Raw genomic sequence first — 15219 nt, forward strand, 5'->3', positions numbered from 1 at the left:
CCCTCCACGTCAACCATCCGGGAAACAGGACCTATGCCATCCCCTAATCGCCGTCTGCCGCGCATCGCGGCCGGCGGAGCCGCGGTCGCCCTTTCGGCGATCCTGGCCATGCTGGCCCCAGGGTCAGCCTTCGCCGAACCCGTCACCCTGGCTGAGGCGCTGTCTCGCGCCGCGGCCTCCTCCCCAACCCTGGCCGCCGCCGAAGCCGATGTCGCCGCCGCCGTCGGTCGGGCGCAACAGGCCGGGTTCCGGCCCAATCCCGAACTCGGCCTGGAGGTCGAGAATTTCGCCGGCACCGGCGGCTTCTCCGGCGTCGATGACGCCGAAAGCACCTTGAGCGTCGGCCAGCGGTTCGAACTCGGCGGCAAGCGGCCCGCACGCGAGCGCGCCGCCCAGGCCGAGGTGGACGCCGCCCGGCTGCGCCTCGCGGTCGCGCGGGCGGACCTGGAACAACAGGTGCGCGACGCCTACGCCGAGGCCTGGGCGGACAGCCGCCGCGTCGAACTCGCCCGCGATCAGTTCCTGCGCGCCGACAACCTTCAGACCATCGCCACTGAACTGGTGGACGCCGGCCGCGAACCGCCTTTGCGGGCTCTGCGGGCGCGCACCGCCGCCCTGGAAGCCGTCGGGCGGGTTCGCGCGGCCGAGGCCGAATACGCTGAAGCCCAGCGGGCGCTCGCCGCCCTTTGGGGCGGAGGTGAAGACCTGCCCGAACCCACCGCCCCCGAAACCCCGGCGGCGCCCGGCGCCGTCATCGACCCGGCCAGCGCGCTCGACGTGCGCCTCGCCGAGGCGGAGGTGGCGACCTCCATCGCCGTCGTCGAGCGGGAACGGACCCTGTCCCGCCCCGATGTGACGGTCAGCGTCGGCGCCCGTCAGTTCCGGGGCACGGACGACACCGCCCTGGTCTTCGGCGCCTCCATGCCGATCGGTCTGTTCGACCGCAACCAGGGCAATATCGCCGCCGCCAACGCGGAACGGACCGGGGCCGAGGCCCGCCGCAACGCCGCCCTCGCCGGCGCGATCCGGCGGACGCGCGACGCCCAGGCCGCCCTCCGCACCGCCGAAGCGCAGCTCGCCTTCCTCGAAACCCAGGCCGAACCCGAAGCCATCGAGGCGGTGCGCATCGCGCGTGAAGGCTTCTCGGCCGGCCGCTTCACCCTGCTGGACGTGCTCGACGCCGAAGAGGCGCTCAACACCGTCCAGGCCGACATGATCACCGCCGAGCTGGAGCGGGCGCAGGCCGTCGCCGCCCTGACCCGCGCCACCGAAACCGAAGGATCCGCCCAATGAAGAGATTGACCAACCAGCAACGCCTCCTCGGCGGCGCGGCGGCGGCCGTGATCGTCTTCGGCGGCGGGTTCGCCGTGTGGAGCATGACCCGTGGTCCGGACGCCCCGGCGGAAGCCGCTGCAGAAGCTGAAGAAGGACACGGCGCCAGCGAGGCCCTGGAGATGGACGCGGCCCGCATCCAGGCGGCCGGCATCATCCTCGCGCCCGTGGGCAGCGGCTCGCTCAGCGCCGAGATCGTGGCCCAGGGCACCGTCGTGGGCACGCCCCAGGGCGAGGCCGTGCTCGCAGCCCGCGCCGACGGCGTGATCAGCCGGGTTTCTCTGCGCCTCGGCGACAGCGTTCGCGCCGGCCAGACCGTCGCCCTGATCGAAAGCCGCGAGGCCTCTTCGATCGCCGCCGAGCGATCGACCGCCCAGGCCCGGCTGACCGCCGCCCGCCAGGCGCTCGCCCGCGAGCAACGTCTGTTCGACGCCCGGATCACGGCGCGTCAGGATCTCGAAGCCGCCCAGACCGTCCTGGCCGAGGCCGAGGCGGAATCCCGCCGCACCTCATCCGCCGCCGCCGCCGCCCGGGTCTCCGGCGACGGTCGCAGCACGGGGGTGGTCAGCCCCATCAGCGGGCGGGTTACGGCCGCGGATGCGACGCTCGGTGCCTTCGTCACCGCCGGAACCGAACTGTTCCGGGTCGCCAACGCCAGCCAGATCGAGGTCCAGGCCTCGGTCTCCGCCGCCGACGCGGGCCGGATTGCTCCGGGCGACCGGGCCAGCATCACCCTGCCGGAAGGCGAGGTCCAGGCCACGGTGCGGTCGATCACCCCGGGAGTGGATGCGGAAAGCCGCGCCGCCACCGTCCTGCTCACCGTGTCCGGCGTGGGGGGCTTGCGTCCCGGCCAGGCCATCGCCGTGCGGATCTACACCCGCGACGCTCAGACCTCCGCCGGTGTCTCGGTGCCCGAGGAAGCCATCCAGACCGTCGAAGGCCGTGAAGTGGTCTTCGTCAGGACGGCGACGGGCTTCAACCCCGTGCCGGTCATCGTCGGCCAGCGTAGCGCCGGCCGGGCCCAGATCACCTTCGGCCTGACGGCGGGGCAGACCGTCGCCACCCGCAACGCCTTCCTGCTGAAGGCCGCGCTTGGCGCCGGCGAAGTGGAGCACTAGCCCATGATCGCCAACCTCATGGCCCTGTCGGTGCGGGCGCGATGGATGATCATCGCGCTCGTGCTGCTCGTCTCCACCTACGGCGCCTGGCAACTGACACAGCTGCCGATCGACGCCGTGCCCGACATCACCAACAACCAGGTGCAGATCAACACCTCCGACGCCTCGCTCTCGCCCGTCGAGATCGAAAAGCGCGTCACCTTCCCGGTCGAGACCGCCATGGCCGGCATCCCCGGCCTGCAGTCGACCCGATCCCTGTCGCGCAACGGCTTCTCGCAGGTCACGGTGATCTTCGAGGAGAACGTCGACCTCTATTTCGCGCGCCAGCAGGTCAGCGAACGCCTCGTCCAGGCCCAGGAAAGCCTGCCCGAGGGCGTGCAGCCCCAGATCGGGCCCGTGACCACGGGCCTTGGCGAAGTCTTCATGTACGCCATCGACTACACCAATCCCGGCGGACGTGGCGCGACAGTGCGCAACGGCCAGCCCGGCTGGCAGTCCGACGGGTCCTTCCTCACCCCTGAAGGCGATCGCCTGACCGACGACATCTCACGCGCCGCCTATCTCCGGACGGTGCAGGACTGGATCATCGCGCCGCAGCTGCGGTCGGTGAACGGCGTCGCCGGCGTCGACACCATCGGCGGCTTCGAGAAACAGTATGTCGTCGAGCCTGACGCCACGCGTCTGGCCCAGTACGGGGTCTCGTTCAGCGAACTGGCCGCCGGCCTGGAGGCCGCCAACCTCTCCGTCGGCGCCAATTTCGTCGAGCGGGGCGGGGAAGCCTATCTGGTGCGGGCCGACGCCCGCATCCGCAGCCTCAGCCAGATCGAGGAAGCCATCGTCGCCACGCGCGGCGGCGTGCCCGTCGCCGTTCGCGACGTCGCCGCCGTTCGTCTCGGCGGGGACCTGCGCACCGGCGGGGCCACCATGAACGGCCACGAGGTCGTCATCGGCACCACCCTGATGCTGATCGGCGAGAACAGCCGCACGGTCGCCCGTTCGGTCGGCGAACAGCTGGAGACGACCGTCCGGTCTCTCCCGCCGGGGATCAAGGTCACGCCCGTCCTCGACCGGTCCAAGCTCGTCAACGCCACCATCTCGACCGTCCAGCGCAACCTGATCGAGGGCGCCATCCTGGTGGCCATCGCCCTGTTCCTGCTGCTCGGCAACGTCCGCGCCGCCCTGATCGCGGTGGCGATCATCCCGATCTCCTTCTTCATGACCGCCATCGGCATGAACTTCATGGGGGTGTCGGGCAATCTGATGAGCCTGGGGGCGCTCGACTTCGGGCTGATCGTCGACGGCTCGGTGATCATCATCGAGAACTGCCTGAGACGCCTGTCCGAACGCCAGCATCACGAAGGCCGTCTGCTCACCCTTCGCGAGCGGCTCGAGGAAACCACCATCGCCACCCAGGAGATGATCAAGCCGACCGTCTACGGCCAGGCCATCATCCTGCTGGTCTTCGCGCCGTTGCTGACCTTCCAGGGGGTCGAGGGCAAGACCTTCTCGCCCATGGCCATCACCCTGATGCTGGCCCTGATCGCGGCCTTCATCCTGTCCATCACCTTCATCCCGGCCATGGTCGCCCTGGTGATGCGCAACAAGGTCTCAGAGAAGGACGTCTTCGTCATTCGCTGGATCAAGGCGAAATACGAACCGGTGCTGCGTCAGGCCGTGGCCCGGCCCTGGCCCTTCGTGGGCGGCGGCCTGGCCCTGTTCGCCGTGGCCGGCGTCGTCTTCACCCTGCTCGGCCAGGAGTTCATCCCGACCCTGGACGAGCGCAACCTCGCCATGGCCTCCCAGCGGGTGCCGTCCACGGCGGTGGAGCAGTCCATCCGCATGCAGCGCGGCGTCGAGACCGCCATCGCGGCCCTGCCGGAGGTGGAGGTCATGTTCTCCAAGACCGGCACCGCAGAGGTGGCTACCGACCCCATGCCGCCCAACATCTCCGACGGCTTCATCATCCTCAAGCCTCAGGACCAGTGGCCGGACGGGGTGAACACCAAGGAAGACGTGATCGAACGCGTCGAGGCTGCGGCCGCGACCCAGGTCGGTCAGGGCTATGAGCTCAGCCAGCCGATCGAGCTGCGGTTCAACGAACTGATCGCCGGCGTCCGCGGCGACGTGGCCATCAAGATCTATGGCGACGATCTCGACAAGCTGATGGCCACGGCCAACCGGATCGCGGCCCAGCTGAACGCCACCCCGGGGGCGGCCGACGTCAAGGTCGAACAGACCGACGGCGCGCCGTCGCTGGACGTCACCTTCGACCGAGCCGCCATCGCGCGGTTCGGCCTGACCGTGGAGGAGGTTGCGGACACCGTGGCCGCCGCCATGGGCGGGCGGGAAGCCGGACAGCTGTTCGAAGGCGACCGCCGCTTCGACGTGGTGGTCCGCGTGCCCAACGCCAGCCGACACGACCTCGACGCCCTCGGCGCCATCCCTGTGATGTTGCCGGAAGCGGAGGGGCGCACCCGGGCTTCCGTCCCGTTGCGGCAGGTGGCGTCGTTCCGCTTCGCCGAGGGGCTGAACCAGATCAGCCGCGAGAACGGCAAGCGTCGTGTCGTGGTCCAGGCCAACGTCCGCGGCCGCGACGTAGGGTCGTTCGTCCGGGAGGCTATGCCCAAGGTGGAGACGGTCGCCCTGCCGGCGGGCTCGTGGATCGAATGGGGTGGCCAGTTCCAGAACCTCAAGGCGGCCTCCGACCGTCTGTCTCTGGTGGTCCCGATCTGCTTCCTGGCCATCTTCGCGGTGCTCCTCCTCGCCGTGGGGACATTCGGGCGGGCGGTGGCGGTCTTCCTGACCGTGCCGTTGGGCCTCGCCGGCGGGGTCTTCGCCCTGGCCCTGACCGGGATTTCGTTCTCGGTGTCGGCGGCGGTGGGCTTCATCTGCCTCGCCGGGGTCGCGGTCCTGAACGGCCTCGTCGTCATGTCGTCGATCCGGCAACGGCTCGATGACGGGATGGAGCTTTCCCGCTCCATCATCGAGGGCTGCATGGAGCGGGTGCGGCCGGTCATCATGACCGGCCTGGTCCCGGCCATCGGCTTCGTGCCCATGGCCCTGGCCCATGGCACCGGCGCCGAAGTGCAAAAGCCCCTGGCCATGGTCGTCATCGGCGGCCTGGTCACGGCGACCCTGCTGACGCTGCTCGTCCTGCCGGCCATGAGCCGGCTGGTCCTCGGCCTGACCGAGGGACGGCGTCCCAAGCCCACCGAGCCGCCAGCCGGCGAGCCGGTTCCGGCGGAATAGTCCCGGTCCCCGCCGCTGACCGGCGGCGGGGACCTCCCTTTAGGAGGCGATCATGTCCGACCCCATCAAATTGATGCGCATCTACACCGACGAGGGCGCCTATTTCGGCGACCGCAAGGTCTTCGAAATCGTGGCCGAACGGGCCCGGTCCGCCGGCTTGGCCGGCGCGACCGTGCTGCGGGCCCTCGTCGGCTTCGGCCACTCCCCCCACCTGCATCGCCGTCACGTCCTCGACGACGACCAGTCCCTCATCGTCGAACTGCTCGACCACGACTCCAGACTTCGGGCGTTCCTGGAGACCCTCGCCGATCTCGAACACCTGGGTCCGGTCACCCTGGAAGGGGTCGAGGTCCTACGCTGGCCTCAGCCGACCCCCGGCGACGCGCGTTAGGACCGGATCGCGTTTCAACATTTCTCAACAGACGAGGACGCAAGGCCATGGCGGCACACCCCCATAAGGACGGCGACAAACACGATCACACGGCGGGCGCCAACTCGCGTCAGCTGACGATCGCCCTGGGCTTGACCGGGACCTTCCTCGTCGCCGAGATCGCCGGCGGGCTCTATTTCAACAGCCTGGCGCTGTTGTCCGACGCCGCGCACATGTTCACCGACGCGGCCGCCCTGGCCATCGCCCTGCTGGCCATCAAGATCGGGCAGAGGGCGGCGGACGACAAGCGGACCTTCGGCTACCGCCGCTTCGAGATCCTGGCGGCGGCCTTCAACGCCGTGCTGCTGTTCCTGGTCGCCGGCTACGTCCTCTATGAGGGGATCAAGCGGATCTTCGATCCGGAGCCGGTGGGCTCCATCGGCATGCTGGCCGTGGCCTCGATCGGCCTGGTGGTGAACCTGATCGCCATGCGCGTGCTGGCGGCGGGGAAGGACAAGAGCCTCAATATCAAGGGCGCCTATCTGGAGGTCTGGGCCGACATGCTCGGCTCGCTGGGCGTGATCGTCGCGGCGATCGTCATCACCCTGACCGACTGGCGCTGGGTCGATCCGATCGTGGCCATCGGCATCGGCCTGTGGGTCCTGCCGCGCACCTGGATTCTGCTGCGCGACACCACACACATTCTGCTGGAAGGCGCGCCGCGCGGCGTGGTTCTGGCGGAGGTACGCGGGGCGATCGAGGCGATCGACGGCGTCGACAGCCTTCACGACCTTCACGTCTGGGTCTCGGGCGCGGACCAGCCGAGTTGCACCGTCCATGTGGTTCTCGTTGCGGGCGCAAAGGGCGAACCGGTGCGGCAGGCCGTCGCCGCCCTCCTGGAGGCGCGGTTCGCGATCCATCACAGCACCGTCCAGATCGAGACCGAACCCTGCGGAGACGTCGAGGACGGTCACCGTTGACGGGATCGGCGTCCGGCTGAGGAGGGCGGGCCATGGGTGGAAAGAGACTGACGGTTCGTGGACGCAGCCCCGGCTGGTCCGAACGGCCCTACAGCAAACGCCGCGCCGGGCGGCCCAGGCGGCCGGAGCCGCCCCGGCCGGTGCTCGACCTCGTCGCGGCCCTGACCAGTCTGGTCCTGGCCGTCGGCGGGGCGCTCTTCTTCGGCCTGGAGATGCTCGGCGCGTTCAAGCTGCCGCTTCCTCTCGGCTACGGCGCGACCCTGATCCTGCTCGGCGCCGCCTGTCTCGTCAGCGCCCGGCGCGGCTGGCCTCGCCGTGTCACCGCCGTCGGCCTGGCGATCGCCCTCGTAGCCGGGGTGGTGATGCTCTCCCCGGGCGGGCCGCCGTGGCTCGGGCGATAACCATTCCTTGCCCGTTCCGGGGCTAGGGTCCGGCATGGTCCGCGCCGATGACGAGCTGAGGAACCCGATCCCGCCGCGCATAGCCCGCGGCGGCTGGCTGGATGCGCTCCGCTTCATCGTCGGGGCGCTGATCATCCTCTACCATTTCCGCGAGGCCTCCCCGGTCCCGCTGCCGCAGCTGCATCCGGTGTTCGACCGCGGCTATCTGCTCACCGACTTCTTCATCATCGACTCCGGCTATGTCCTCGCCCGCATCTACGGCGACCGCCTCGCGTCCGGACAGGCCTCGCTGCGGGCCTATGCGCGCCAGCGTCTGTTGCGCGTCATTCCGGCCCACCTCGTCGTCAGCCTCATCCTCGTCGTCATCGTCGGCGGCGCCGCCCTGGCCGGCGTCACGCCCAGCAATCCGCGCTGGTTCGACTGGTCGCAGCTGCCGGCCCAGGTCCTGCTGGTCCAGGCCTGGGGCGTACCGGGCGGTCAGGGCTGGAACGCCCCGACCTGGACGCTCTCGGCCCTGATCGGCTGCTACCTCCTCCTGCCATGGATCTGCCGCGCCCTTTGGCGCTGGCCGCCGGTCGTCGTGCTGATCGGCGCGGCCGTCCTCGTCGTCGTCGCCGATGTCGCGGCCTCGGTCTGGCTCGGCGATCCGATCTATCGGCTGCCGATGCGCTACGGCATCCTGCGCGCCCTGCCGCTGTTCCTGCTCGGGGTCGCGGCGGCCTTCTACGGCTCGCGGGTCTATGTCTCGCCCCGCCGGGCCGGGGCGATCGGCGTTGGAGCCGGCGTCGCCCTGGTCGTCCTTCAGGCCTTCGGCGCCTTCAGCCTGCTGTCGCTGGGCCTGATGACCGTGATCATCTGGGGCGCCGGCGCCATGCCGGTGCTCCGGCCGTCACGCTTGGTCGAACACCTGGCCCTGATGTCGTTCTCGATGTTTCTGACCAATGAGGTGAGCCGCATCGTCTGGTTCGGGTTCCTCGACGCTTTGGGTCAGGACGCCTTGTCGGCCAGCCTTCGCTGGGCGCTGTGGTCGATCGGCTTCGCCGGCGCCTTCGTAGCGGCGGCCGTGTTCCGATACGGTTTCGACCGCCCGGTCCAGACCTGGCTCAATCCCCCGGGCGTGCGCCGGGCCGCGGGAGAGGCGGCGGCGGGTCCTGCGTCCGCGTCAGGCGCCGTTGTGTCGGCCGAACACGCGGGTTGAACCGTCGTTGAGGATCAGGACGGTCGTATAGGGCTCCCGTCCGGCGGCCTCCATGCCCGGCGAACCCGCCGGCATGCCGGGCGCGCTCAGCGCCCGGGCGGCCGGGCGTTCCGCCAGCAATCGATCGACGTCGCCGGCCGGGACATGGCCCTCGATGGCGTAGGCGCCGACCACCGCGGTGTGGCAGGAGGCCAGCCGATCCGGAACGCCATGCTGGGCCCGGATCGGGGCGAGGTCCTCGCGCTCGACGACCTCGACGGTCCAGCCCTCCTGGCGCATGTGCGCGATCCAGCCGCCGCAACAGCCGCACCAGGGAGTCTTGTAGGCGGTCATCCGTTTCTGAGGCGCGGCAAGGGCCGGGCCGGCTGCGGCGGTGACGGACAGGCCGACCAGCAGGGCGCGGCGGGAAGGACGGGTCATGGGCGGCGGTCCTGAGGCTGCGGCGAAGACGGACACCCTAGACCGATCACCTTCGCGCCGCGAAACGACCCGGTGTCACAGGGGCATTCGATCGCGCCTATGACGGCGCTGCGCTATTCGATCATCTTCTGGACGCTGGCGTGACTCGGGGCATGTCGCTCTTTCGGCTCGCCGCTTTTGCGCCGACAAGCGTCGAGCAGACACCGGGAACTTCCTGTCCCCGGTGTCCGGTCCGCCATGGCGCTGACCTGGAGAAGGCATGTTCACCGGAACGCTCACGGGCCAGGACTTGATCGACGCGCTCGACGTCGAGATCACCAGAACCAATCAGGGACTGGCCGACGGACTGGCGCCTTTCGATCCGGTCCAAACGCCGATCGCCTGGCATCGCGTGCTTCAGGGCGCCGAAGAACTGTTCAACCTCGCGACCGAGCCTTTCGACGACGAAACCCTTCACGATCGACTGGTCGGCATGCCGCTCGCGCTCGCCGTCACCGGCGGACGCGACTGGATACGCCGGGAGATCAGCGCCCTTTACGACGGCGGCGTCGAGGATCGCGTCCTCGAGGTCCTGGACCTGGCGGCTTCCCTGTCCTCGGCCTGCCTCGCCCACGGCTATCCGCTGGTCCTGGGCACGGTGGCCGAAGCGGCAGGCTACTTCCAGACCAGACGGCGGCGCATGGTCGCGTTTTTCTACATCATGCCGAAGGCCTGTCGGGGCCAGACCGTGGCTCGCACCCTCCACGATCTCTTTCCGCTGGTGACCCTGATGGAGTTCGCCGGGGGGCCGATGACCAACCTCGCCCAGATGGCGATGATGAGCCGGCTGTTCGACGACTATTCGGTGACCAGCGACGGAGTCGGCGTCCTCGCGAACCGCGAGGTCGATCTGCTCGACGAAGGGGGGTTCGACAGCGAACGGGTGTCTCTCCTGGACATGATCGAATTCGGCGCCAAGACCGTCGTGTCGAGCGCGAATGTGCCCGCGCCCCGTCGCCTTCTCTGCAAGGCGGAAGTGCGGATGCAGATCGAGTATCTCGAGTCCGCCTTCGCCGAGTTCGGCCTGGCCGACACGAGCTTCGGGGAAATCCAGCGCCTGGTCTCACCCCTGCTGACCGGGCCGGAGGAGTATGTGGTCTCGGTCCCTGCGGAAGCTTTTCTACGCGCCCTGGAAGCCCCGGGCGAACTGTCCCCTGAGCGGCGGCGCGCGCTCTTGATCCACGAGGGCGAGACTTATTCCGAGGCGATCAACAGTTATCAGCCCTTCGTGCAGATCGATGATCAGCTGGTCTCCAACGTCAATCTGCTTACCCGCTTCCTCAATGATTACAAAACCGTCGCGCTGAGCCCGCAGAAGCGTTTCCAGATACGTTCGGGCTTCATCTTCGAAAAGAAGGTCTGCGAAGTCTTAAAAGCGGCCGGGTTCACGGTCACCTGCATTACCCGCGTCGATCGAAGCGAGTTCGACGTGGTGACGACCAAAGCGGGCGTTATCCACAATTTCCAGTGCAAGAACACCTTCATCGACACCCGGCTGATCGAAAGCGATCCGGCGCGCTACGCCCGGATCAACAAGACGATGATCCGAAGCTATCGCCGGGCGATCCGCAAAGAGATCGGCCGGGAGCAGCTTCTCAAGACCCGCCTCGGGCTCAAGGAAATCCGACACTACGTCGTCAGTCGTTTCCCGGTGCTGGACGATGCAGCGGATATCATCCCGTTCTCGAAGCTGGCGGAGACGGTGCGGACCCTCTGACCGCGTTCGTTGGCGAAGGCGGTCATCTCAGGTCCGGCCCGGGACCGCGTCCTATTCGATCTCGCCAGAGCTCGTCAGCTGGGGCGAAGCCGGGCCGGGCAGCTGCGTTTTCCTCAGGTTGAAGCCGGCGACGCCGCGCCAGAAGGAAGCCTAGCGTACCTCGCAGAAGCGTTAGGCATTGGCGCCAGCAAGACCCAGCGGCATTGCTCACAGGTCGGCCGGTTCCTCACCCTGCCGCCTTAGACTGGTCGGAGACGAACCACCTTCGGATCGTCGAGGGACGGATCCGGTTCAGGGAAGCTCGACCCGGTGATCAACTCCAGCATCGAGGCCGTTAGACCGATCTCGCGGCCGACGCGCGCCGCGCCGCCGGTGATCGCATCGTCCAGAGCCGCGAGCGCGGAGGGGAGCAATTCCGGTTGCTCGACCGGAAGGCTTCCGTCTGCGTCATAGGTCTCGACCTTGGCTTGGCCGGTCTTGACCAGATGAATATTGGCCGTGCGGTACTGGGCCGCGTTGAGCAGCCCGAGGTCGTAGCCGCGCCGCACGATCGCGCGGACCGACATCTTCCATCTGAGCTTGAGGTCGAACAGGGCGCGCCAGTTCAGGGATCGGCCCCTGGGAAACTCGCGCAGGACCGCCCCGCGCGGAAACAGAAAGGCGCTGGCGAACCGGTGCGCCTGATCCTCGGTGGCGCGATCACCCGTCTGGAGGCCTCGGTGCATGATGAGGTGGCCGCATTCATGGGCGAAGTCGAACCGCTGTCGGCACAGACTCTCCTTCAGCGAACTCCGCACGATGATCGGTCGTCGTCGATCCATGGAGAAGGCGTCCACTCGGTCCGACAGGTCGCCGAAATAGGTCACGACGGCCCCGGCGTTCTCGACCACGCGCATCATGCTGGTGATCGGACCCGTGGTGCCGAGACCCCAGTGGCGTCGCGCGCCCTCTGCCGCCTGTTCGATCTCTTCGGCCGTCGTCGCCGGCAGGTCTGGAAATGACACGTCCGGTAGTTCGAGATGGTCTTCGACGGCCGCGACGAACTTGTCGAGCAGCGTACCGCGCGCCAAAACCTGGCTGGTGATCGACGCGGGTCGGGTGATGTGGCCGCGGAAGTGACACTGCTCCGGGCGCACCGTCGACGGAATCGGCTCGGCCAGAAAGCCGGGCGTCACACCCAGCACGTCGGCCAAGGCGTCCACGACTTCGTCAGACGGCGACCGAGAGCCAGTCTCCAGCTGGTGGATGAACTGACGGGTGGCGCCCACGAGGTCGCCGACCTCCTCGAGCGAATAGCCATGCGCCAGCCGGGCGAGCCGCAATTGCTCGCCCGCGATTTTCGAGTTCGTTTCCATTGCCTGGCCGGTCTAGCGACCGCCCCTCACCCAGATCCGTTCGGGTCGGCCGATCATTCGGTCGTCCCGTCCTTCTTTTTCTTTGCCGCGATTCCTACAGCCGGTGCAGGGAGGTCGACGCCGTCGCTGCCCGCGACCCAGAGCGGCGAGACCTTGGTCACCGGTTCGTCGAGCGGAACCCGCCAAGTCAGAGCCGGCGCGTCGCCGTCCAGCACGACGAAGGTGATCGCCGTGATCGACCCGTCGAGATCGGTTTCGATCGCGAACCGATAGAGGGGCTCGGGCGCCAGCTGGATCAGTTCCTCGGGTCCGAACAGGCTCGCCTGGTGAAGTTCCGAATACGACTGCTTCAACGTCCGCGCATTGGGTTCGTCCGGCTCGCCCCGATAGAAGCGGACCGGCACGCCGCCGATGGCGAAAACGAACTGCATCGACGGATCCAGTATGTCGAGCCAGTCGATATCGACCGAGGCGGTCTCGATCTGGTGCTTCTGGAACGAGAAGGCGTCGCATCCGACGTTCCAGCCCGTGCAGCCCAGATTCGGGTCGAACCGATCCAGGGCGTCGTTCCGGCCGCGTTCGATCAGCTTCGCGATCGTGATCAGACGATCGCGGGTCAGGGCGGGGTGGTGTTCCCAAGGCGTCATGCGGAGCTCCCGGCAGGTGAATCTCATAATGGGCAGAATACGAACTGCGTCAACTGACATTGGAAAAGTAAGCTGTGGGTAGATTTGTCAACGCCGCTGTCGCTAAGGGCTCCGCCCTCGCGCGGGCCAGGGTGAAGCGGCTCCGCCGCCAGACCGGCCGGTCTCCCCGACCTTCCGCGCCGGCGACGGGGTGAAAGGCTCCCACGAAAGTCAGGCTTGTGCAGGTCGGGCGATCCCCCTCCGGCCGGTCCGCCCTGGCCCTTGCTACCCCGGTCTCGCCGACGGGCAGGGTTTCAGGCGCGCAGTTCGCGTGCCTGCAACCCATGCCCAAAGGAGGCAGACATGACTGCTCAAGCTATCCAAACCGTCGCGACCGAGGCGACCACCCCCGCGCATGGCGCGGAGATCACCGTGCCGCTCAACCGGCTCAAGGCCTCGCCGAAAAACGCGAGGAAGACCCCGCACAGCCCGGCGACCATCGAGGCCTTCGCCGCCTCCATCAAGGCCAAGGGGGTGTTGCAGCCGCCCGTGGTCGAGATCGAGCGGGACGGGGAGGGCGCCCCGACCGGGAACTACCTCGTCACCATCGGCGAGGGGCGCCGTCAGGGCTTGCGGCTGCTCGCCAAGCGCAAGTCGATCAAGCGCACCCATCCGGTGCGGGTCATCGTGGACGCCGAGAACGACGCCCACGAGATCAGCCTCGACGAGAACATCACCCGCGAGGCCATGCACCCCGCCGACCAGTTCGAGGCCTTCCAGCGGCTGGCCGTCGAGAGGGGCTATGGACCGGACGAGATCGGCGTCCGGTTCGGGGTCTCGGCTCAGGTGGTGCGTCAGCGGCTTCGGCTGGGAGCGGCGGCGCCGGAGCTGATGGCCGCCTATCGGGAAGGGACGCTGGCGCTCGACCAGTTGATGGCCTTCTGCGTGAGCGCGGATCAGGACCGTCAGCGGCAGGTGTTCGAGCAGATCGGCCCCCACACCCCGGCCTACGCCATCCGTCGCGCCATGACCGAGGCCAAGGTCCGCGTCGATGACCGGCGCGTCCGCTTCGTCGGCGTCGAGGCTTACGCCGAAGCGGGCGGGGAGGTGCTTCGGGACCTGTTCACCGAGGACGGTGGCGGTTGGCTGGAGGACGTGGTCCTGCTGGACCGGCTGGTCGGCGAGAAACTGGCGGGGCTGGCCGACGAGGCCCGCGAGCGCGAGGGCTGGAAATGGGCCGAGGTCAGTCTCGACTATCCCGACGTGTCCGCGTTCGGGCGGGTCTATCCTGTCGCGGTCGAACGGTCGGAAGCGGACGCCGCCGAGATCGTGGTCCTGTCCGAGGAATATGACGGGATCGTCTCGGAGGCGAGCGTGGACGGTCTGTCGCCCGAGGCGGACGCGCGGCTGGAGGAGATCGACAAGGCCTTGCAGGCCTTCGGCCCGGACTTCGCCTACGCCGACGAGGCCAGGGCGCGGGCCGGGGTCGTGGTGACGCTGGGTCACGACGGCCTCGCCCGGTTCGAGCGCGGACTGGTCCGAGCGGAGGATGTTCCCGCCAATCCGCCGTCGCCGTGGCAGGAGGACGACGCGGCGGATCGGGGGTCGGACAACCGGCCCCGCTCCGAAGCGGAGGCCTCCGAGGACGAGGCGCCGTCGGCCCTGTCGGATCGTCTGCTGATCGACCTGACGGCCCACAAGACCATGGGGCTGCGCGATGCGGTGCAGGCCGATGTGAATGCGGCGCTGGCGACCGTGGTCCACGCGCTCGCCTTGCAGGTCTTCTATCCGGGTTACGGGGTCTGGACGCCGCTGCAGCTTCGGCTGACGACCACCGGATTGGAGCGGCTGGCGCCGGGGGTGGACGATGGCCCCGCCGGACGCCGGGTCAGCGACCGGTGCGAGGCGTGGGGCGCGCGCCTGCCCGAGCGCCCGGAAGACCTTTGGGGCGTGGTGGTCGCCTTGCCGCCTTCGGAGCAACTGGACCTGATGGCCTGTTGCGCCGGGGTCGGCCTCTACGCGGTGCGCGATCCACACGACCGGCGCCCCGGCGCCTTGGCGCAGGCCGAGACGCTGGCGACGGCGGTCGGGCTCGACATGGCCGGGACGTGGACGGCGACGGCGGTCAGCTACTTCACCCGCGTGTCCAAGGCGCGGGTGCTGGAGGCGGTGACCGAGGCGGTGAATCCGGAGGAGGCGGGACGGATCGCCGGGTTCAAGAAGGGGGACATGGCCGAGGCCGCCGAGCGGCTGGTGGAAGGGAAGGGGTGGCTGCCTGTTCCGTTGCGAACCGTGTCGGATGCAGCCGAGCCGGAGGATGAGGGCGCGGACGAACCGCGCGATGGCGACGCCTATTCGTTCGCCGCCGAATAGGGTCTCCGGATACGAAAACTCGCCGCGCGCCCTTTGGGGGC

Annotated in this window: 12 protein-coding genes; 9 read left to right on the forward strand and 3 right to left on the reverse strand. The window is 68.7% G+C overall.

What is annotated here, in order from left to right:
- The first annotated feature begins 33 nt into the window (after positions 1 to 33).
- From HZ989_RS07230 to HZ989_RS07260, 7 genes are read left to right on the forward strand one after another with little or no spacing between them, the layout of a single operon-like run.
- Positions 34 to 1293, forward strand: coding sequence for a TolC family protein (locus tag HZ989_RS07230; RefSeq protein WP_209322924.1), 1260 nt, complete (start codon positions 34 to 36; stop codon positions 1291 to 1293).
- The gene (locus tag HZ989_RS07235; protein ID WP_209322925.1) at positions 1290 to 2450 is read left to right on the forward strand and encodes an efflux RND transporter periplasmic adaptor subunit; all 1161 of its coding nucleotides are present in this window, start codon (positions 1290 to 1292) and stop codon (positions 2448 to 2450) included. The genes HZ989_RS07230 and HZ989_RS07235 overlap by 4 nt, the downstream gene beginning before the upstream one ends.
- A gap of 3 nt (positions 2451 to 2453) precedes the next feature.
- Complete coding sequence (locus HZ989_RS07240; RefSeq protein ID WP_209322926.1) at positions 2454 to 5699, forward strand: efflux RND transporter permease subunit; 3246 nt, start codon at positions 2454 to 2456, stop codon at positions 5697 to 5699.
- A 52-nt stretch (positions 5700 to 5751) separates the two neighbouring features.
- A complete protein-coding gene (locus HZ989_RS07245) occupies positions 5752 to 6090 on the forward strand; it encodes a DUF190 domain-containing protein (RefSeq protein WP_209322927.1) in 339 nt (112 codons plus the stop codon).
- A 47-nt stretch (positions 6091 to 6137) separates the two neighbouring features.
- The gene (locus tag HZ989_RS07250; RefSeq protein WP_209322928.1) at positions 6138 to 7049 is read left to right on the forward strand and encodes a cation diffusion facilitator family transporter; all 912 of its coding nucleotides are present in this window, start codon (positions 6138 to 6140) and stop codon (positions 7047 to 7049) included.
- A 32-nt stretch (positions 7050 to 7081) separates the two neighbouring features.
- Positions 7082 to 7450 carry a hypothetical protein gene (locus tag HZ989_RS07255; protein WP_209322929.1) on the forward strand — a complete coding sequence of 123 codons (369 nt, stop codon included), beginning with the start codon at positions 7082 to 7084 and terminating at the stop codon, positions 7448 to 7450.
- Positions 7451 to 7484: 34 nt separating this feature from the next.
- Positions 7485 to 8648 (forward strand): acyltransferase, encoded by a 1164-nt coding sequence (locus tag HZ989_RS07260; protein ID WP_209322930.1) that lies wholly within the window; start codon positions 7485 to 7487, stop codon positions 8646 to 8648.
- Here the strand turns inward: HZ989_RS07260 and HZ989_RS07265 are convergent.
- On the reverse strand, positions 8613 to 9068 hold the full coding sequence (locus HZ989_RS07265; protein WP_209322931.1) for a DUF411 domain-containing protein: 456 nt from the start codon (positions 9066 to 9068) through the stop codon (positions 8613 to 8615). The two genes, HZ989_RS07260 and HZ989_RS07265, sit on opposite strands and share 36 nt — an antisense overlap.
- A 289-nt stretch (positions 9069 to 9357) precedes the next feature.
- Here HZ989_RS07265 and HZ989_RS07270 point away from each other — a divergent pair, with 289 nt between their 5' ends.
- Complete coding sequence (locus HZ989_RS07270; protein WP_209322932.1) at positions 9358 to 10824, forward strand: hypothetical protein; 1467 nt, start codon at positions 9358 to 9360, stop codon at positions 10822 to 10824.
- Positions 10825 to 11063: 239 nt separating this feature from the next.
- Here HZ989_RS07270 and HZ989_RS07275 read toward each other — a convergent pair whose 3' ends face one another.
- Together HZ989_RS07275 and HZ989_RS07280 are read right to left on the reverse strand one after the other, a co-directional pair.
- Positions 11064 to 12179, reverse strand: a complete 1116-nt coding sequence (locus HZ989_RS07275; RefSeq protein WP_209322933.1) for an ImmA/IrrE family metallo-endopeptidase — start codon at positions 12177 to 12179, stop codon at positions 11064 to 11066.
- 53 nt (positions 12180 to 12232) lie between these two features.
- Positions 12233 to 12826 carry a hypothetical protein gene (locus HZ989_RS07280; protein ID WP_209322934.1) on the reverse strand — a complete coding sequence of 198 codons (594 nt, stop codon included), beginning with the start codon at positions 12824 to 12826 and terminating at the stop codon, positions 12233 to 12235.
- Positions 12827 to 13168: 342 nt separating this feature from the next.
- Between HZ989_RS07280 and HZ989_RS07285 the strand changes: the two genes are divergently transcribed.
- Entirely contained in the window at positions 13169 to 15178 is a 2010-nt protein-coding gene (locus tag HZ989_RS07285; RefSeq protein WP_209322935.1) for a ParB/RepB/Spo0J family partition protein, read from the forward strand.
- Positions 15179 to 15219 lie beyond the last annotated feature (41 nt).

This window comes from Brevundimonas sp. AJA228-03 (assembly GCF_017795885.1).
Taxonomy (GTDB): Bacteria; Pseudomonadota; Alphaproteobacteria; order Caulobacterales; family Caulobacteraceae; genus Brevundimonas.

Bases quoted from the DNA above. Each gene is read 5' to 3' on its own strand.
- HZ989_RS07230 (WP_209322924.1), top strand. From the start codon at position 34: ATGCCATCCCCTAATCGCCGTCTGCCGCGCATCGCGGCCGGCGGAGCC.
- HZ989_RS07235 (WP_209322925.1), top strand. From the start codon at position 1,290: ATGAAGAGATTGACCAACCAGCAACGCCTCCTCGGCGGCGCGGCGGCG.
- HZ989_RS07240 (WP_209322926.1), top strand. From the start codon at position 2,454: ATGATCGCCAACCTCATGGCCCTGTCGGTGCGGGCGCGATGGATGATC.
- HZ989_RS07245 (WP_209322927.1), top strand. From the start codon at position 5,752: ATGTCCGACCCCATCAAATTGATGCGCATCTACACCGACGAGGGCGCC.
- HZ989_RS07250 (WP_209322928.1), top strand. From the start codon at position 6,138: ATGGCGGCACACCCCCATAAGGACGGCGACAAACACGATCACACGGCG.
- HZ989_RS07255 (WP_209322929.1), top strand. From the start codon at position 7,082: ATGGGTGGAAAGAGACTGACGGTTCGTGGACGCAGCCCCGGCTGGTCC.
- HZ989_RS07260 (WP_209322930.1), top strand. From the start codon at position 7,485: ATGGTCCGCGCCGATGACGAGCTGAGGAACCCGATCCCGCCGCGCATA.
- HZ989_RS07265 (WP_209322931.1), bottom strand. From the start codon at position 9,068: ATGACCCGTCCTTCCCGCCGCGCCCTGCTGGTCGGCCTGTCCGTCACC.
- HZ989_RS07275 (WP_209322933.1), bottom strand. From the start codon at position 12,179: ATGGAAACGAACTCGAAAATCGCGGGCGAGCAATTGCGGCTCGCCCGG.
- HZ989_RS07280 (WP_209322934.1), bottom strand. From the start codon at position 12,826: ATGACGCCTTGGGAACACCACCCCGCCCTGACCCGCGATCGTCTGATC.
- HZ989_RS07285 (WP_209322935.1), top strand. From the start codon at position 13,169: ATGACTGCTCAAGCTATCCAAACCGTCGCGACCGAGGCGACCACCCCC.